A 15,035-nucleotide genomic window follows, 5' to 3' on the forward strand; every position below is an offset into this window, starting at 1 on the left:
TTGCTCAAAAACATCACTATTCGCGTAGAAAATAGCTTGACGGGAGGAATGTCAAGTATATGAAATTCGCTTATCGATGGCTTAGGCCGCGATTGATGAAAATGTTTTCATGGGAGGATGAAAATGAAAACGTATCTTTCAGGGGCTTTCGCACTGACGCTGGCCACCGTTTCTTTCGCATGGTCCAGCGTGGCCATGGCGGAAACCCAGACGATCACCTTTCTCTTCACCGACGACGACCAGGCTTATGTCGAGCGGATGGAAGCGCTGAGCAAGGAATTCGAGACGGCGCATCCCGACATCAAGGTGAATTTCGTCTCATCGGGCTATGATGCCGTCGCCAAGCAACTGCCGGTGCAGCTCGCCATCGGCGAAGGTCCCGACGTTGCCAAGATCACCGACTGGCAGCTGGCACCCTATTACCTCGACATGCGCCCGCTGATGAAGGATCCGGACGGCTTCGCCAAGCTGCACGGCGATAGCCTGAACACGCTTCGCTTCCCCGGCGTCAACGATCCGAACTCGATCAACGGCTATGTCGCCTCGCAGACCTTCAACCTGCCGTTCGTCAACAAGACGCTGTTCGAACAGGCGAAAGAACCGCTTCCGAAGCCGACCGCCACTCTGAAGGAGATCGTCGAAGCCTCGGCACGCGTCGCCAAGGCGACCGGCGCCCAGATCCCCTTCACCATGGACCGCTCGGGCCATCGCTTCTCCGGCGCGGCCTTCTCCTACGGCTCGAACTACGTCAAGGACGGCAAGTTCTCGTTCCCCGACGATGCCGCCAAGCACTACATCACTGATCTCTATAACTGGACGAAGGACGGCTCTTTCCCCAAGGAAATGTGGGGTGCTGCCGGCGGAACCCAGTACAAAAACATGGGCGACGAATTCGTCAACGGCAATGTCGTGACCTATATCGCCGGCAATTGGATGGTCAATCCGTTCCAGCAGAAGATCGGCGACGGCTTCGACTGGACGGCGATCAGCGCGCCCTGCGGCGATGCCGGCTGCTATGCGATGCCGGGCGGCACGGCTATCGTCGGCTTCAAGCGTACCAAATATCCGCAGGCCGTCGCCTCGTTCATCGAGTTCCTCGGCTCTGAAAAGGTCCAGCGGGAAATCGCCGAAAACTACGTCATCCTGACCGGCGCCGACATCAAGGATCCGCAGTACAAGCTGACCAGCAAGAACGCCAAGGACGCCATGGCCGTCTTCCTCGCAAGCCGCAACAGCGCGCCGCAGGCCGCCCGCGACCTGGAACGCCTCAAGGGATCTTCGGCCATCTATCAGTTGATCGTCCAGCGGATGAGCCAGCTGATCGTCGGCGAGCTTTCCCTCGAGGACACTTTCAAGGCGATGAGCGCCGACGTCGACAAGGTCAACGTGGCCCTCGCCGCCAACAAGTAACCGGCCGCGCCTGTCTCCCACAGATTGCGCGCTGCATCAGCCACGGCCTCGCAACGGGCCGTGGCTGATCGTTTTTTTGCCCTTGCCCACACCGCCGTCCCCGACAGTTCGATCGCTTTCGAATTGTCGACGGAGTGAACCACGCTACGTTTTCCGCAAGGAAGGTGCTCGGAACGATCTTCTCGGGCGAAGGCGAAGCAGCCTTTCTGGCTGCGATGTCGGCGGCGGCGCCGCTCAACTGTTCGGCAGCGTTCTTGTCCGGCGCTCGCTCTGACAGCCAGCCAAGTCGGCGCGGCACATCATCAGTGCGAATAGACAAGATGGACGGTCAGGCGGTCGTGACACAGGGTCCAGGAGAGGCTATAGGCGTTGTCGGCCTGCGCGGCGCGCCGGCTCAGGCTCAATTTACTGACGTCGGCAATCGGCGGCAGTCTAGCCCATTGAGGTGCATTTTCATGCCACTCGGCTCCGAGCATCCGCTGCGAAGGGAACTTCACAACGAGCTCCACGCGCGCCCGTCACTTTATTTCGATGGCGACACCGATGTCTGGCACGTCGCCATCGTCGGCGAGCATGGCTCTCCTTCGCTGCCCAAGTCCCTGCCGGGATTGGAAGATGTCACCATGACCGGCGAGGGCAACCACGGCATCGGCCGCGTCGGCGACGGCCGGCTGAAATGGGAAGCCCATACCGAGTTCCTGACGTTGACCTTCGTCGTGCCGGCATCGGCCGACCCCGGCAGCAATCCGCCGGAAGCCTTTCAGGCCTGTTGCCGCCAGATCGACGGAAAGGTCATCGCCGCAGTCCGGGTGCTGGTGCGCGACGAAACGGGCGGAAATCGTCCCGAAAAACCGAAGCTGGACTATGTCGCATCCCAGGTTGGCGGCGGCGATGCGGAAGTGCATTCGAACTTCCGCCTGAGCGACAGCGGTTTCGTCGAGTTCCTGTTCTTCAACCGCAACCTCAACGCCTACAGGACCGGGCGCATGGTCCGGCGTTTCCTCGAGATCGAGACCTATCGGATGATGGCGCTTCTTGCGCTGCCGATGGCGCGCGAGACAGTATCGAAGCTTTCAACCTTCGACCGGCGCCTCGATCTCTTGATCGCGCATATGCAGAGCGCCGTCAAAGTCGACAAGGCGCTGCTGTCCGAGGTGACGAGGCTCTCCTCCGACGTGCTCAACTTCTCAGCGCTTGCCCGCCACCGCTTCGGCGCGACGAAAGCCTATGCCGAGATCGTGGCCAGCAGGCTGTCGGAGCTTCGCGAGGAACGCGTCGAGCAAAGGCAAAGGCTAGGTACGTTCATCGACAGGCGCTTCCAACCGGCTGTCCGCTCGGTCTATGCGGCAGAACGGCGGCTCGACGAACTGGCCGAGCGCGTCAGCCTCGCCGGCGACCTGCTCAGAACCACCGTGCAGGTTCAGCTCGAAGATCAGAACGCCTCGCTGCTGACCTCGATGGAGGAGCGGGCGCGCATCCAGGTGCATATCCAGCAGGCGGTCGAAGGCTTCTCGGTCATCGCCATCACCTACTACACGGTCGGCCTGGCTAAGATCTGCCTCGAAAGCATTGCCGAACTCGGCGTCGATCCGCATATGGCCAAACTCGCCGTGCTGGCCGCGATCCCACTGGTGCTCTTCGCCGTCTGGACCGCTGTCCGCCATGTCCGCAGGAGCATCGCCGGCGTCCCGCACGCTCCGGTATCCGGAAGCCACTGACGCCGCCGCCCTTTCGGGCAGCGGCGTTCGTTAGGATAGGTTGGATATCAGGATGCCATCGCGTAATGGCGATGTTCCGATGCCCGGCCGCTACCCGTCTTGAACCGCCGCAGCAGCTCGGCAAGGCTTTCGGTTTCCTGTGTCAGGCTCTGGGCAGCCGCCGTGGTTTCTTCGACCATTGCGGCGTTCTGCTGCGTCACCTTGTCCATCTGGTCGCCGGCAGCCGAGACCTCGCGCAGGCTCGTCGCCTGCTCGCGGGCGGCCACGGCGATCTCGGCCACGGTCGCATTCATCGCCGTGACCTGCTCGACGATCTGTTCGAGCGAGAGGCCGGATTCGCCCACCAGCTGGACGCCTGTCTTGACCTGGGTCGAGGAGGTGGAGATCAGTTCCTTGATCTCCCTCGCCGCATTGGCCGAGCGCTGAGCGAGCTCGCGAACTTCCTGGGCGACGACGGCAAAGCCCTTGCCGGCTTCGCCTGCGCGCGCCGCTTCGACGCCGGCATTCAGCGCGAGCAGGTTGGTCTGGAAGGCGATCTCGTCGATGACGCTGATGATGTTGCCGATCTTCGACGAGGAATTTTGAATTTCCGTCATGGCGGCGATGGCGCGGGCAACGATCTCGCCACCCTTTTCGGCATTGGTGCGGGCCGTCGCCACGACACCCTGGGCGCGGCTTGCGCCCTCGGCCGTTCCATTGACGCCGCGGGTCACGTCTCCGAGCGCCGCTACGGTTTCCTCAAGCGAAGCGGCCTGCTGCTCGGTGCGGCGCGCCAGATCGTTCGACGCCGTCGAGATTTCCGAAAGGCCGGACCGGATCGTGGCGACCGCGCGAATGACGGAGGCGACGGCCTCTTCAAGGCTCGCGACCGAATTGTTGAAGTGATCGCGAATCCTGACGTAGCGATGGTCGACGTCGCCGACGCGCACGGTCAGATCGCCCTTCGAGAGTGCGTCCAGCCCGACGGAAATCTGGCGGAAGGCATGCTCCATCACCTGCGCGTCGGAGAGCCGCTCGGCCTCCTGGCGCAGCCGCTCTTCTTCGGCGGCGAGGCGAGCCCGTTCGGCATTGGCTTCGGCGATCAGCTTGGCGCGTCCCGTTTCCTGGAACACCTTCAGCGAGCGGGCCATGGCCCCGAGTTCGTGGCGATGCTCGACACCCGTGATCACGATCCCTTCATCGCCGCGGGCAAGCTGCTCCATCGATTGGGCCATCTTGCGCACCGCCGAGGAAATCAGCCGGCCGACGAAATAGGAAAGCACAAGGCCGATGACGATCAAGAGACCGCTGATGGCGAGCGTCGCGCTGGTCGCGGAGGCGACCGTTGCGTCCACCGAACCATCCAGGTTCTTCTGCGCACCGGTCACGGCCGCCTGTAGATCCTTGAATTCGCCTGATATCTTCGGCGCCAGCACGTTCAGCTGTGTCTGGCGGATATTGCCGGAAGCCTGCAGCACCTCCTTCATGTCGCCGAGACGGGCGGTGTAGTTCTGCATGAGCTGGCCGGCGCCCATCAGACGCTTCTTCTGCAGCTCGTTCTTGGCGGCCTTGGCGGCGGCATCGTTCAGTGCCACCGCTTCGGCGAGTGCTGCTTGCGCCGTGTCATAAGCGGCAAAATCGTTGGAATGCACGAAGCGTTCGGAGAAATAGAGGCTGCGGTTCAAGGCCTCGAGCGTTGCTGCCGTCATATGCAGCAGGGCCACGTCGTTCTGGCGCCAGGCGCTACGCACGACGTCGTTGAGCGCGATGCTGGTCCACGGCCCGAATTCGGTGACCTTGGAGATCAGCGCATCGCGCCTGGCCTGCAGGGAGACGATCTGTTCGAAAGCCTTGCCATAGGCGGCAATATCCTGGCGGATCATCGAAAGACCGGACTGCAGGTCCTTGTTGCCGGCAAACCGAGGATCGTCCGCGTCGAAGGCTTTCACGCCGGCGCGAAAGCTGTCGACGACAGCCGGTGTCGGCGTCGAGCGGAAGGCTTCCGCGGACACCTGAATCTCGTGCAGCTGGTCGCTGTAGTCCGAAATGGCGAGGCTCTGGCCGGCCGTGGCGCGATAGGACGCGAAGATCGAGGCGAGCCCGTTCATGCCCGAAATCGCGCTGATCGTGAGCAGGCTCATCAACAGGATCAGCGGCACGAAGCCGGAGGTGATCTGCGCGCGAATGCCGAATTTATTCCAGAAATGCAACATGATAGTCCTCTTATGCTTACTGGCTCTTCGGCAGATAGGTGGCAATGTTTTCAGGCGTGACGAGTTCGAAGGGAACGTTGTTTTCGCGCGGCACCTTCTCCTTGCGGATAAGTTTCGCGGCAGCTTCGACCGCCGTAGCGCCCTGCCCGACGGCGCTCTGGAGAATGGTGACGTCGAGATCGCCGGCCACCATCGCGGCGAGCGCGTCGTCGGTCGCGTCGACGCCGGCGACGACGACGTCTTTCATCGGGATGTTGTTCTTCTTCATGGCACGGATCGCGCCGAGCGCCATCTCGTCGTTATTGGCGATAACGGCATCGAACTTGACGCCGGCCGCCAGCCATTCCTGCATCTGCTGATCCGCATAATCGCGCGACCAATAGGCGGCCTGCCGCTCGACGATCTCCAGCCCTTTGCATTCCGGCGTGGCGATGACGTCCGATATATCCTGGGTGCGGGCACGGGCGGCGGCGTGGAAGGGTTCGCCCATCAGCACGACGACGCGGCCTTTGCCCTTGAGGAGCGTGCAGACCTGCTTGGTCTCCAGCGTTCCAGATTCCTTCTCATTGGAGGCAACCACAACCTGATTGTCCGGCAGGTCGAGCAGGTTGGAGGGGATGTTGTTGATGTAAACAAGCGGGATGCCCGCATCTGCCGCCATCTTGGTCATTTGCGGCCCGAGGTCGCCATCGGAGACGGCAAGGATGATGGCGTCGACCTTGTCGGCAATGAGCTTCTGGACCTGCTGCTTCTGCAGCTCGTTGTCGCCCTTGGCATTCTCGGTGACGAGTTTGAGGCCGGATATCGTCTGCCCATGCGAGACGACGCCGTTCAGAAGCGCGGTCCTGAATTTGTCGAGATCGGACATCGAAACCCCGATCGTCTGCGCATTGGCAGCAGAGACCGATATCGCCAAGGCGATGGATGCAAGTGTGGCCGTTTTCATGAATTCCCCTGCGCAATTCGGATAGTGTATGCGTTATTTCAAACTTCGGTTAAATTTTACTTTTCGACGCGAAGCAAAAATTAAGCGCAGGGATATGATCTTGCAGGCGGCAGGGGCGCATTTCCGGCGGCAATCGGCAGGACTTGAAGGACATCGCATCGGACTTGATGCAATGCGCTTAAATCCTTGTACTGATGAACATCAGCGCCCGCCGAAGCCGGAGCCAACGCTGATGCCTTTGTAGATCACCCTCTGCAGCACGATGGCGAGCACGACGCCCGGCAGCATGGAGATCGTCGCACCCGCCATGATGTAGTTCCAGGCGGTGCCCTGCTGTGTCTGAAACAGGGTGAGGCCGAGCGGCAGCGTGGCCTTTTCGAGGCCGCTGGTGGCGATCAGCGGCCAAAGGAAGCTCTTCCACTGCGCGATGAAAGTGAAGAGCGCCAAGAGGCCGATGGCCGGCATGGCAAGCGGAACGATGATCTTGACCAGGATGCGCAGGCGCGAGGCGCCGTCCATCATCGCCGCCTCGTCGAGATCCTTGGGAATGCCGAGGATGAACTGCCGCAGCAGGAAGGTGCCGAAGGACGAGAAGGCGACCGGCAGGATCATGCCGTGATAGGTGTTGATCCAGCCGAGCTTGCTGACGAGAAGGAAGAGCGGGATGACCAGCATCACCTGGGGGATCATCAGCGTGCTGAGAAAGGTGAGGAGCAGTCCTTCGCGGCCGGGAAACCGCAGCCGGGCAAAAGCGTAGGCGGAAAGGCAGGATACCGCGATCACGATCGCCGTGACGCCGCAGGCGACGATGAAGGAATTCAGCAGGAAGGTTCCGAACGGCAGTGAAACGAAGGCGTCGACGAATGTTCCCCATTGATATTCCTCGGGGAAGATGCGGACCGGAACGGCCATCACTTCGGCGTTGGAGCGTACCGCGTTCGATACCATCCAGAAAAAGGGAAAGAGGAAGAGCAACGCGATCAGCGAAAGTCCCGCATAACTGATGAATGTGCCGATGCGCCGCAAGAGGCGGCGCCGATCCGCAGAGACGGAATGCGGATGCCGAGAGGTCGGGTCAATCGTCATAATGCACCCATTTGCGCTGCATGTGGAACTGCAGGATGGTGAGCGCCATGATCATGACGAACATCACCCAGGCGAGAGCCGAGGCATAACCCATCTGGAAATTGGTGAAGCCTTTCTGGTAGATGGCGAAGCCGAGCGTCGCCGTCGCCGAGCCCGGGCCACCACGCGTCATCGCAAAGATCTCGTCGAAGACCTGCAGCGAAGTGATCGCCGTCATTACGGTGGCGAAGAAAATGGTCGGCGAGATCAGCGGCAGGCGGATACGCCAGAAGCGCTGCCAGACATTGGCGCCGTCGATCGTTGCCGCCTCGAGATAGTGCTTCGGCACCAGATCGAGCGCGGCGTTGAACATCACCACGTTATAGCCGACATTTGCCCAGAGGGTGACAAGCACGACCGCCTGCATGGCCCAGGTCGAGCTCAGCAGGAAATTCGGCAGGCCGAGACCGAGCGAACGAATGACGCTGTCGGCCAGCCCGTCCGGCGTAAAGATCAGCAGCCACACCACCGAGGCGGCGATCGTCGGCGTGAAGGTCGGCAGGAAGAAGATCACCCGGAAAATCGCCTTGCCGCGCTTCAGGCTCGATATCCACACGGCAAGCGTCAGCGAGACGATGATATTCACAGCCAGATACTCGACGGCGAAGAACAGCGTGTTGCCCAAAATGGTGTAGAACGCCGGATCGACGGTAAAGAGCTTGATATAATTCTGCAGGCCAACGAAGGACGGCGTCGAGATCAGCTGCCAATTGGTGAAGCTCAGCGCCAGCGACGCCACGATCGGCAGGGCCATGAAAATCATGAAGCCGAGAAAGCTCGGCAGCAGGAACAGCATGGCCGTCTGCGTCTCAGGCTTGAAAAAGCGCCGTGGCTGACTGGGCTGCAACGGAATTTCGGCGACGGCGCTTTGCGACATGTCTTCCTCCATGCGCGGCAGTTCCTGCCGCGACGAGAACCGGCCCACACCCCGAAAACGAAATCGATTTCGGGGGTGTGGCGGCGCTCTATTGTTGCGCGAGGCTCTGGATCGACTCCATTGTCTGCTTGGCGTCGGCGCTGCCGGCGAAGGCCGGTGGGAAATACTGGTTGAAGAGGTTTTCCACCGCCGCCCAGTTGCCGGTGATCACATAGGGTACGGAATGCGCGAGCGAGTAGTCGATGGCCTCGCCGCCATTGGTGATGTCCTTGGCCGCCACCTGATACCAGGAGGATTGCGCCGCCGTGCGCGCCGGCAAGGCGCGCCCTCCCTCGGCAAGATAAGCCAGCGCTTCGGGGCTTGTCAGCACCTGAATGGCCTTCCAGGCCGCATCCTTGTTCTTGCTTGACGTGGAAATACCGAAACCGGAACCTGCGGTGACGGCCGAGAGCTCGCCTTCGGCGCGCGGCAGGGTGGTGAGGCCGATCTTGAACTTGGCCTCACCCTTCATGCCGATGATCGACCAGGGACCGTCGATATACATGGCGATGTTGCCCGAATTGAACCGGCCCTGGACGACATCGCCGGGATCCGCGCCTCCCGAGGGAACCAGCGGCGCGATCTTATCCTTGGCGGCAAAGCCGATCAGCCTGTCGGCGGCGGCAACTGCGCTCGCACTGGTCAAGTCAAGCTCGCCGGCGTCGTTGACGTATTTATCGCCCCAGGCCGCAGCCAGGACCGAATAGTTGGTCGGCGTGATGCCGAAGCCATACTTTCCTTCCTTGGTCAGCTTCTTGGCGGCATCGGTGAACTCGGCAAGCGTCCATCCCGGCTTCGGCAACGGAATGCCGGCGGCTTCGAGGGCGTCCTGGTTATAATAGATGACCCACGGACCGACGTCGTAGGGCAGGCCATAAAGCCGCTTGTCGACGGACATGCCGCCGATGATCGATGGCGTAAAGGCGCCGACGTCGAACTTGTCGGCCGCGATCCGGTCATTCAGAGGCTCGAGCAGCGAATAGAAATTCGGCATGCGCAGCGACTGCATGGACACGATGTCGGCGAGCTGCCCCGATGCCGCCAGCACCGGCAGCCTCGTCCAGTAGTCGACCCAGCCCGTCGTCGTCAGCGTCACCTTGATGTCGGGGTACTTGGCGGTCACCATGTCGGCCAGATGCTGCCAGCTCTTGGTGTCGGCTTCGGAGCCGGTCCACATCTGCCAGGTCAAGTTGACCTGCTCGGCCGATGCGGCTGTGGTAACGAGATTGCCGCCGATTGCGGCTAGAAAAAGCGCCTTCTTCAGAACCTTCATGGGTTTCTCCTCCCTCCATGAATGCAAAGGACACGCGAGTGCGATCGAGCTCACGCCTTGAGCACGATCTCGATCACCGGCACGGTAACGTCCGGGCGCCGGACCGGCAGTTCGAGCGTGATCATGCCTTCCGGCACCATCACGCCGATATTGGAATCCACATCCCTGGTGTGGCTGAGCCAACGCACCTCGCTGGCGTCGTGCAGGAACTGCGCATAGGCAATCCTGTCGGCAAGGCCCTCGATGTGGATGTGGCGATAAGGCCAGTTATAGACATGCAGATAGAGGCGGTTGCCGCGCTGGGTGTAGCGGCAGCCGGCCGGCACCGGAAAATCGGACGGGCCGGCGCCGTAGATGGAGCGCGCGTTGACCTCGATCCAGTTCCGGTAGACCTCCAGCGCGTCGATGGCGCGCGCATCGAACGTGCCGCGGCCGGTCGGGCCGACATTCATCAGCAGGTTGCCGCCGAGCGCGACGGAATCGATGAGCAGCTGGATGATCTGCTCCGGGCTCTTCCAACTATCCTCGTCGCGGTGGTAACCCCAGGAGCCGCTGAAGGTGTGGCAGGCCTCCCAGAGCACGCCCTGACTGGCGATGGCAGGCGCCACGCGCGGCGTATATTGCTCCGGCGTCGTCACGTCGGGCAGCTTGCCCGGCGGCAGATCGAGACGATTGTTGACGATGATTTCGGGCTGCAACTGGCGCACCAGCTCAAGCAGCCGCTCGCTCTCCCAATCGGCGCGCCCTTTGCCGGGCAGGCCGCGATACTCGCGCTGGGGATAGCTGAAATCGAACCAGATGATGTCGATCCGGCCGAAGCCGGTCAAAAGCTCGCGCACCTGTTCGCGCATATAGGCGGCGTAATTGGCGATGTTGCGGCCGGCATTCAGCGCCTCGGCACCCGGATGGTTGCGCAGCGGATGGTGAAGGTCGATCGGAAAATCCGGATGGTGCCAGTCGAGCAGCGAATAGTAGAAGCCGATCTTCAATCCCTCGGCGCGAAACGCCTCGACCAGCGGCGTCAGCAGATCCTTGCCGCAGGGCGTATTCGGCGCCTTGTAATCGGTGACCTTGCTGTCCCAGAGGCAGAAACCCTCGTGATGCTTGGTCGTCACCACGACATATTTCATGCCGGCGAGACGCGCCCGGCGGGCCCATTCCCTGGGATCGTAGAGATCGGGATCGAAATTTTCGAAATAGCGCTGGTAGTGGTCCTCGGTTAGCTCTTCGCGGTTCTTCAACCACTCATGCCGGGCTCCGAGAGCATAGAGACCCCAATGGATGAACATTCCCAGGCGGTCATGGCTGAACCAGGCGTGCTTGTGCGCCCCTCCCGATACCGGATTTTCCGGCTGGCGTTCCGAACTCGTCACAGGTTTCTCCTCCCTGTTTTCCGGCTCGACGTCATATCGAACCGGTTCGGTGACTAATCATCTTGATTGATCCAGCACCTGTCAAGCCAAATTCGTGATCGAAAATTCAAAAACACAAGCCTGGTAAGGCAACCACTTTGAGGCATGGATGTTGCGCCGGCCGATAAAATCGGACATAACAAGACATTAGAACCGGTTCGATAGACATGGCCACCATACGAGACGTAGCGCGCCTTGCGGGAGTTTCCATCTCGACCGTCTCGCTGGCACTCAACAGCCCGAAGCGGGTCGGCGCAGAGACGCTCGAGCGCATTCAGCAGGCGATAAAATCAACAAGCTACCGCGTCGACCCGGTGGCCCAGACCCTGGCGCGCGGACGCAGCTCGCTGATCGGTTTCGTGTCCGCCAATCTCGGCAACATGTTCTTCGGCGACATCCGCCGCGAGATCGAGCACCAGGCGCTCGACCACGGATATTTCGTGCTGATCGCCGACTCATCCGGCAGGGCCGATCTCGAACGGGCACTGCTGGAGCGGCTGCAGGCGCAGAAGATCGCCGGTATTGCGCTGGCGGCCAACGGGCGCGGCGCGGAATACGCAGCCTTCCTGCGCGACTTCAAGACCCCGATCGTGATGTTCGACCAGAAGGTGGAAGGTGCCGAGCGCGATTTTGTCGGCTCCGACAACCCGCTGACCACCACCATCCTGACGGAACATCTGCTGCAGCTCGGCCACCGGCGCATCGGCTTCATTTCCGGCCCCGCCGGCCTGCACACCGCCGACGAGCGCCTGAAGGGCTATATGTACACGATGGCCGGCGCCGGCATGGAGGTCGATCCTTCACTGGTGGTTGAAGGCGGCTACACCAGGACCGGCGGCCACGCACAGGCGATGCGGCTGCTGACCCGCCGCGACCGGCCGACCGCCATCATCGGCGCCAACAACATGATGGGGCTGGCAACCCTGCAGGTGATGCAGGAAATGGGCTTCCGCTGCCCCGACGATGTGTCGCTGGCGATGGTCGATGACGTGCCCTGGAGCAACGTCATCACGCCGCGCATCACCATGGTGGTGCAGGATGCGCAGAAGCTCGGCGAACTGGCCGCGCAGCGTCTTCTGGCGAGAATAGCAAGCCCGGAGAGCGCAGCCCAGCCGCCTGAGGATTTCATCCTGACGCCGAGATTCGTGCGCGGGGAATCGACCAGGCGGCTCTGAGCCGCCTCTCCAACACTCCTCATCAAGGCAAGGGAAGAGGTGTGCCATCGTCGAGGCTGTCGGCCCAAGCTTGGATCGACCGGTGATCGACAACTCTGCCCTGGTCCACATCGGCTAGCGCCTCCAGTGTCCGGCGCCGACGCCTGCGCAGGCAGCGGAACATGCGCGGTCGGCACCTTGATTTCCATCGAAACTCCCGATCATCCCAAGCTGCAGGCAAACAGGGACCATCGCCGCGTGTCCATTGAAAAAGGACGCAATTTGTCATACATGTGTGATGAATCGTGAATTTCGCAATGCCGCGCATTTGGACGGCGTTCGGATCAAGCCGATGCGGGGGTTAGGTGTGGCTATGCAGATGAAGGATCGCAGCAAAGGTTCCGGGTCGTTGGTTTCACAGGTTGGCGAAAGTCTCCGGCAAGCGATCATGAGCGGCCAATATTCTGCCGGCGACAAGCTTCCCAGTGAACATGAGCTGACAGAGACGCACAGCGTCAGCCGAACCGTCGTGCGCGAAGCCGTGGCCGCACTTCGTTCTGACGGTCTTGTCGAGGTGCGCCAGGGAGCAGGGATTTTCGTGATTGGCGCTGATCCCGCGCTTTCCGGGCGGAAGGCCGACAAGGCCCGCGTCGTTTCCGATCTGGAAGTGCTCGAGATCAGAACGCCTGTCGAAATCGAGGCCGCCGGTCTTGCGGCCTTGCGCCGCTCGCCTGCGCAGGAGGAGGCGATTTTCGAATGCCACCGGAAAATCCTCCATTGCATCGAGAGCGATCAATCCATTCGCGAGGCGGATCTCGAACTGCACGCCGCGATCGCCGAAGCCACGAACAACCCGCTGTTCAGGCAGTTCCTGGAATCCCAGGGCTCGGCGATCATCCCGCAGTCCAGGCTGGTCCCGGAAACAAGGACCGCCGAACAGACCGCCTACCGAAAGCTGATCCACAGGGAGCACGAAGCGATCGTCGTCGCCATCTCCGACAGGGACGATCAGGCCGCCCGAAATGCGATGCGCGAGCATCTGGTCGGCAGCCAGGCAAGGTATCGCAACCTGCTGAAGGATCTGCGAAGCTTTACGAGTTGATCGTCGATCCCGGAACCGCCTGGAAGCGTCCGCGACTATTGGCGCGAATTGTCCGCTATTTGTCCGGCGCGCGCATTTTCCCGTGTCATCAAATCGCCGAATATGGCTTCATGATCAACCTGCATGGAGCAAAAAATGTCCGGCCATGATACTGTCCTTCTCGTTATCGACGCCCAAGAGTCATTCAGACAACGCGATTACTGGGATGAAACCCTGGCATCCCCCTACATCGATCGTCAGCAGGCTCTGATCGACGGCGCGGAAGCCGGCGGAATACCCGTCGTCCAGATATTCCATGTCGACGAAAACCCGCCGTTTTCGGAGGCATCCGGGTTCGTCAGGACACTCGCGCCGCTCAGGATCGCGCCGAATGCGACATTCAGGAAAAACCGCCATAGCGCCCTGGTCGGTTCGGGTCTCGACGTGTGGCTGACCGAGAACGGCGTCCGTCGGATCCTCGTCTCCGGCATCCGCACCGAACAGTGCTGCGAGACCACGACCCGCCACGCCTCCGATCTCGGCTATCAAGTCGACTATGTCGGCGAAGCGACCCTGACCTTCCCGATGGCCGACGCCACTGGGCGCACCTGGAGTGCGCGGGAAATCCGCGACCGGACCGAACTGGTCCTGTCAGGCCGTTTCGCTCGGATCACGACCGTCGAACAGGCACTGGCGGGGCGTGGAAAGCCGCTCGCCGCATGACGGACGCCGCGCAGCCCTTCGATATCCCGGTCTTCGTCGTCGTGCCGCCGCGCGTGCTGCTGCTCGACGTGGCCGGCCCGATCGAAGTGCTGCGCAAGGCGAACCTCGAACAGCGCACAGTGCGCTTTACCGTCAGCTATATCGGCCCATCGGCGACGGTCGGCAGTTCGATCGGCCTTGCCGTCACCGGGGTCGCCGCATTGCCGGAACGCCTGCCCGATAGCGCGCTTGTCGTCATTGCCGGCAGCACCGACGCGCCGATGGAAAGCAGCCATCCGCGGGACGAACAGGAGCGCGCCGACCAGGCTGCCATCGTCGCATGGCTGAAGCGCGCCATTCGCCCGGGAATTCGACTGGTCTCGATCTGCTCGGGCGCATTGCTCGCCGCCGAGGCCGGAATGCTCGACGGCCGCGAGTGCACCACCCACCACGGCTGCATGGAGGATCTGATCAGGCTCGCGCCCACAGCGCGCGTCCAAGACAACCGGCTCTATGTCGAGGATGGAGACCGCCTTACCAGTGCCGGCATCACCGCCGGCATAGACCTCATGCTGCATATCGTCGCCGAGGCGGCGGGACATGCCTGCGCGCTTGCGGTGGCGCGATATCTTGTCGTTTATCTCAGGCGTGGCGGCTCGGATCCGCAGCTTTCGCCCTGGCTCGAAGGCCGCAACCATATCCACCCGGTCATTCACCGTGCGCAGGACGCAGTGGTCGCCGACCCCTCTCGGGACTGGTCGGTGGCGTTACTCGCCCGCCTCAGCGGCGCCAGCCCGCGCAACCTCTCACGGCTGTTCAACGAACAGACCGGCATGAGCGTTACGGATTTCGTCAACCGTATGCGTGTCGCTCTTGCCCGCGAGATGCTCGCCGGTTCGCGGTTGGACATGGAGGCCGTCGCGATGCGCGCCGGCTTCGGCTCGGCGCGGCAGCTGCGCCGCGCCTGGAACCGTTTGAATGACGGCCCGCCGAGCGCGGCGCGCTGAAAGCTAGTTGAAAGCTTCGACGTCATAGGAAGTTGGGCAGCATCGTGGAGGAGACACGGGTTAAGGGTGGCGAGACGACGATGCGGCACACCACAAGGA

The 15,035-nt window shown here is 61.8% G+C and carries 12 protein-coding genes and 1 pseudogene; 6 read left to right on the forward strand and 7 right to left on the reverse strand.

The annotated features are described in order from the left end of the window. Positions 1 to 123: 123 nt before the first annotated feature. The gene (locus QMO82_RS05975; protein ID WP_183609245.1) at positions 124 to 1,410 is read left to right on the forward strand and encodes an ABC transporter substrate-binding protein; all 1,287 of its coding nucleotides are present in this window, start codon (positions 124 to 126) and stop codon (positions 1,408 to 1,410) included. A gap of 455 nt (positions 1,411 to 1,865) precedes the next feature. Next, complete coding sequence (locus QMO82_RS05980; protein ID WP_183609246.1) at positions 1,866 to 3,128, forward strand: DUF3422 domain-containing protein; 1,263 nt, start codon at positions 1,866 to 1,868, stop codon at positions 3,126 to 3,128. Positions 3,129 to 3,175: 47 nt separating this feature from the next. Here QMO82_RS05980 and QMO82_RS05985 read toward each other — a convergent pair whose 3' ends face one another. The 6 genes from QMO82_RS05985 to QMO82_RS06010 all read right to left on the reverse strand — a co-directional run bounded on the left by QMO82_RS05985 (position 3,176) and on the right by QMO82_RS06010 (position 10,953). Next, on the reverse strand, positions 3,176 to 5,320 hold the full coding sequence (locus QMO82_RS05985) for a methyl-accepting chemotaxis protein (RefSeq protein ID WP_183609247.1): 2,145 nt from the start codon (positions 5,318 to 5,320) through the stop codon (positions 3,176 to 3,178). A 16-nt stretch (positions 5,321 to 5,336) separates the two neighbouring features. Beyond that, positions 5,337 to 6,266, reverse strand: coding sequence for a substrate-binding domain-containing protein (locus QMO82_RS05990; RefSeq protein ID WP_183609248.1), 930 nt, complete (start codon positions 6,264 to 6,266; stop codon positions 5,337 to 5,339). Between the two features lie 201 nt (positions 6,267 to 6,467). Then, the gene (locus tag QMO82_RS05995) at positions 6,468 to 7,352 is read right to left on the reverse strand and encodes a carbohydrate ABC transporter permease (protein WP_183609249.1); all 885 of its coding nucleotides are present in this window, start codon (positions 7,350 to 7,352) and stop codon (positions 6,468 to 6,470) included. After that, positions 7,342 to 8,268: a carbohydrate ABC transporter permease gene (locus tag QMO82_RS06000; RefSeq protein WP_183609250.1), complete on the reverse strand. Its 927-nt coding sequence runs from the start codon at positions 8,266 to 8,268 to the stop codon at positions 7,342 to 7,344. The genes QMO82_RS05995 and QMO82_RS06000 overlap by 11 nt, the downstream gene beginning before the upstream one ends. Before the next feature lie 88 nt (positions 8,269 to 8,356). Beyond that, positions 8,357 to 9,580 carry a sugar ABC transporter substrate-binding protein gene (locus tag QMO82_RS06005; RefSeq protein WP_183609251.1) on the reverse strand — a complete coding sequence of 408 codons (1,224 nt, stop codon included), beginning with the start codon at positions 9,578 to 9,580 and terminating at the stop codon, positions 8,357 to 8,359. Positions 9,581 to 9,630: 50 nt separating this feature from the next. Next, positions 9,631 to 10,953, reverse strand: coding sequence for an alpha-L-fucosidase (locus tag QMO82_RS06010; RefSeq protein ID WP_183609252.1), 1,323 nt, complete (start codon positions 10,951 to 10,953; stop codon positions 9,631 to 9,633). 206 nt (positions 10,954 to 11,159) lie between these two features. Here QMO82_RS06010 and QMO82_RS06015 point away from each other — a divergent pair, with 206 nt between their 5' ends. After that, on the forward strand, positions 11,160 to 12,167 hold the full coding sequence (locus QMO82_RS06015) for a LacI family DNA-binding transcriptional regulator (protein WP_183609253.1): 1,008 nt from the start codon (positions 11,160 to 11,162) through the stop codon (positions 12,165 to 12,167). 22 nt (positions 12,168 to 12,189) lie between these two features. Here the strand turns inward: QMO82_RS06015 and QMO82_RS06020 are convergent. Then, positions 12,190 to 12,309 (reverse strand): annotated as a pseudogene (locus QMO82_RS06020) (CopG family transcriptional regulator); the annotation flags it as partial. Positions 12,310 to 12,498: 189 nt separating this feature from the next. Between QMO82_RS06020 and QMO82_RS06025 the strand changes: the two are divergent. The 3 genes from QMO82_RS06025 to QMO82_RS06035 all read left to right on the forward strand — a co-directional run bounded on the left by QMO82_RS06025 (position 12,499) and on the right by QMO82_RS06035 (position 14,936). Next, entirely contained in the window at positions 12,499 to 13,248 is a 750-nt protein-coding gene (locus QMO82_RS06025) for a FadR/GntR family transcriptional regulator (protein WP_183609254.1), read from the forward strand. Between the two features lie 123 nt (positions 13,249 to 13,371). After that, complete coding sequence (locus QMO82_RS06030) at positions 13,372 to 13,950, forward strand: isochorismatase family protein (RefSeq protein ID WP_183609255.1); 579 nt, start codon at positions 13,372 to 13,374, stop codon at positions 13,948 to 13,950. Continuing rightward, positions 13,947 to 14,936, forward strand: a complete 990-nt coding sequence (locus tag QMO82_RS06035; protein ID WP_183609256.1) for a GlxA family transcriptional regulator — start codon at positions 13,947 to 13,949, stop codon at positions 14,934 to 14,936. Before QMO82_RS06030 ends, QMO82_RS06035 begins: the two co-directional genes overlap by 4 nt. Positions 14,937 to 15,035: the final 99 nt, after the last annotated feature.

This window comes from Rhizobium sp. BT04 (assembly GCF_030053135.1).
Lineage (GTDB): Bacteria > Pseudomonadota > Alphaproteobacteria > Rhizobiales > Rhizobiaceae > Rhizobium > Rhizobium binxianense.

Excerpts from the sequence above, each read along its gene's own strand:
- QMO82_RS06005 (WP_183609251.1), bottom strand. The coding sequence starts at position 9,580 with ATGAAGGTTCTGAAGAAGGCGCTTTTTCTAGCCGCAATCGGCGGCAAT.
- QMO82_RS05985 (WP_183609247.1), bottom strand. The coding sequence starts at position 5,320 with ATGTTGCATTTCTGGAATAAATTCGGCATTCGCGCGCAGATCACCTCC.
- QMO82_RS06025 (WP_183609254.1), top strand. The coding sequence starts at position 12,499 with ATGCGGGGGTTAGGTGTGGCTATGCAGATGAAGGATCGCAGCAAAGGT.
- QMO82_RS06000 (WP_183609250.1), bottom strand. The coding sequence starts at position 8,268 with ATGTCGCAAAGCGCCGTCGCCGAAATTCCGTTGCAGCCCAGTCAGCCA.
- QMO82_RS05990 (WP_183609248.1), bottom strand. The coding sequence starts at position 6,266 with ATGAAAACGGCCACACTTGCATCCATCGCCTTGGCGATATCGGTCTCT.
- QMO82_RS05995 (WP_183609249.1), bottom strand. The coding sequence starts at position 7,352 with ATGACGATTGACCCGACCTCTCGGCATCCGCATTCCGTCTCTGCGGAT.
- QMO82_RS06035 (WP_183609256.1), top strand. The coding sequence starts at position 13,947 with ATGACGGACGCCGCGCAGCCCTTCGATATCCCGGTCTTCGTCGTCGTG.
- QMO82_RS06030 (WP_183609255.1), top strand. The coding sequence starts at position 13,372 with ATGGAGCAAAAAATGTCCGGCCATGATACTGTCCTTCTCGTTATCGAC.
- QMO82_RS06015 (WP_183609253.1), top strand. The coding sequence starts at position 11,160 with ATGGCCACCATACGAGACGTAGCGCGCCTTGCGGGAGTTTCCATCTCG.
- QMO82_RS05975 (WP_183609245.1), top strand. The coding sequence starts at position 124 with ATGAAAACGTATCTTTCAGGGGCTTTCGCACTGACGCTGGCCACCGTT.
- QMO82_RS05980 (WP_183609246.1), top strand. The coding sequence starts at position 1,866 with ATGCCACTCGGCTCCGAGCATCCGCTGCGAAGGGAACTTCACAACGAG.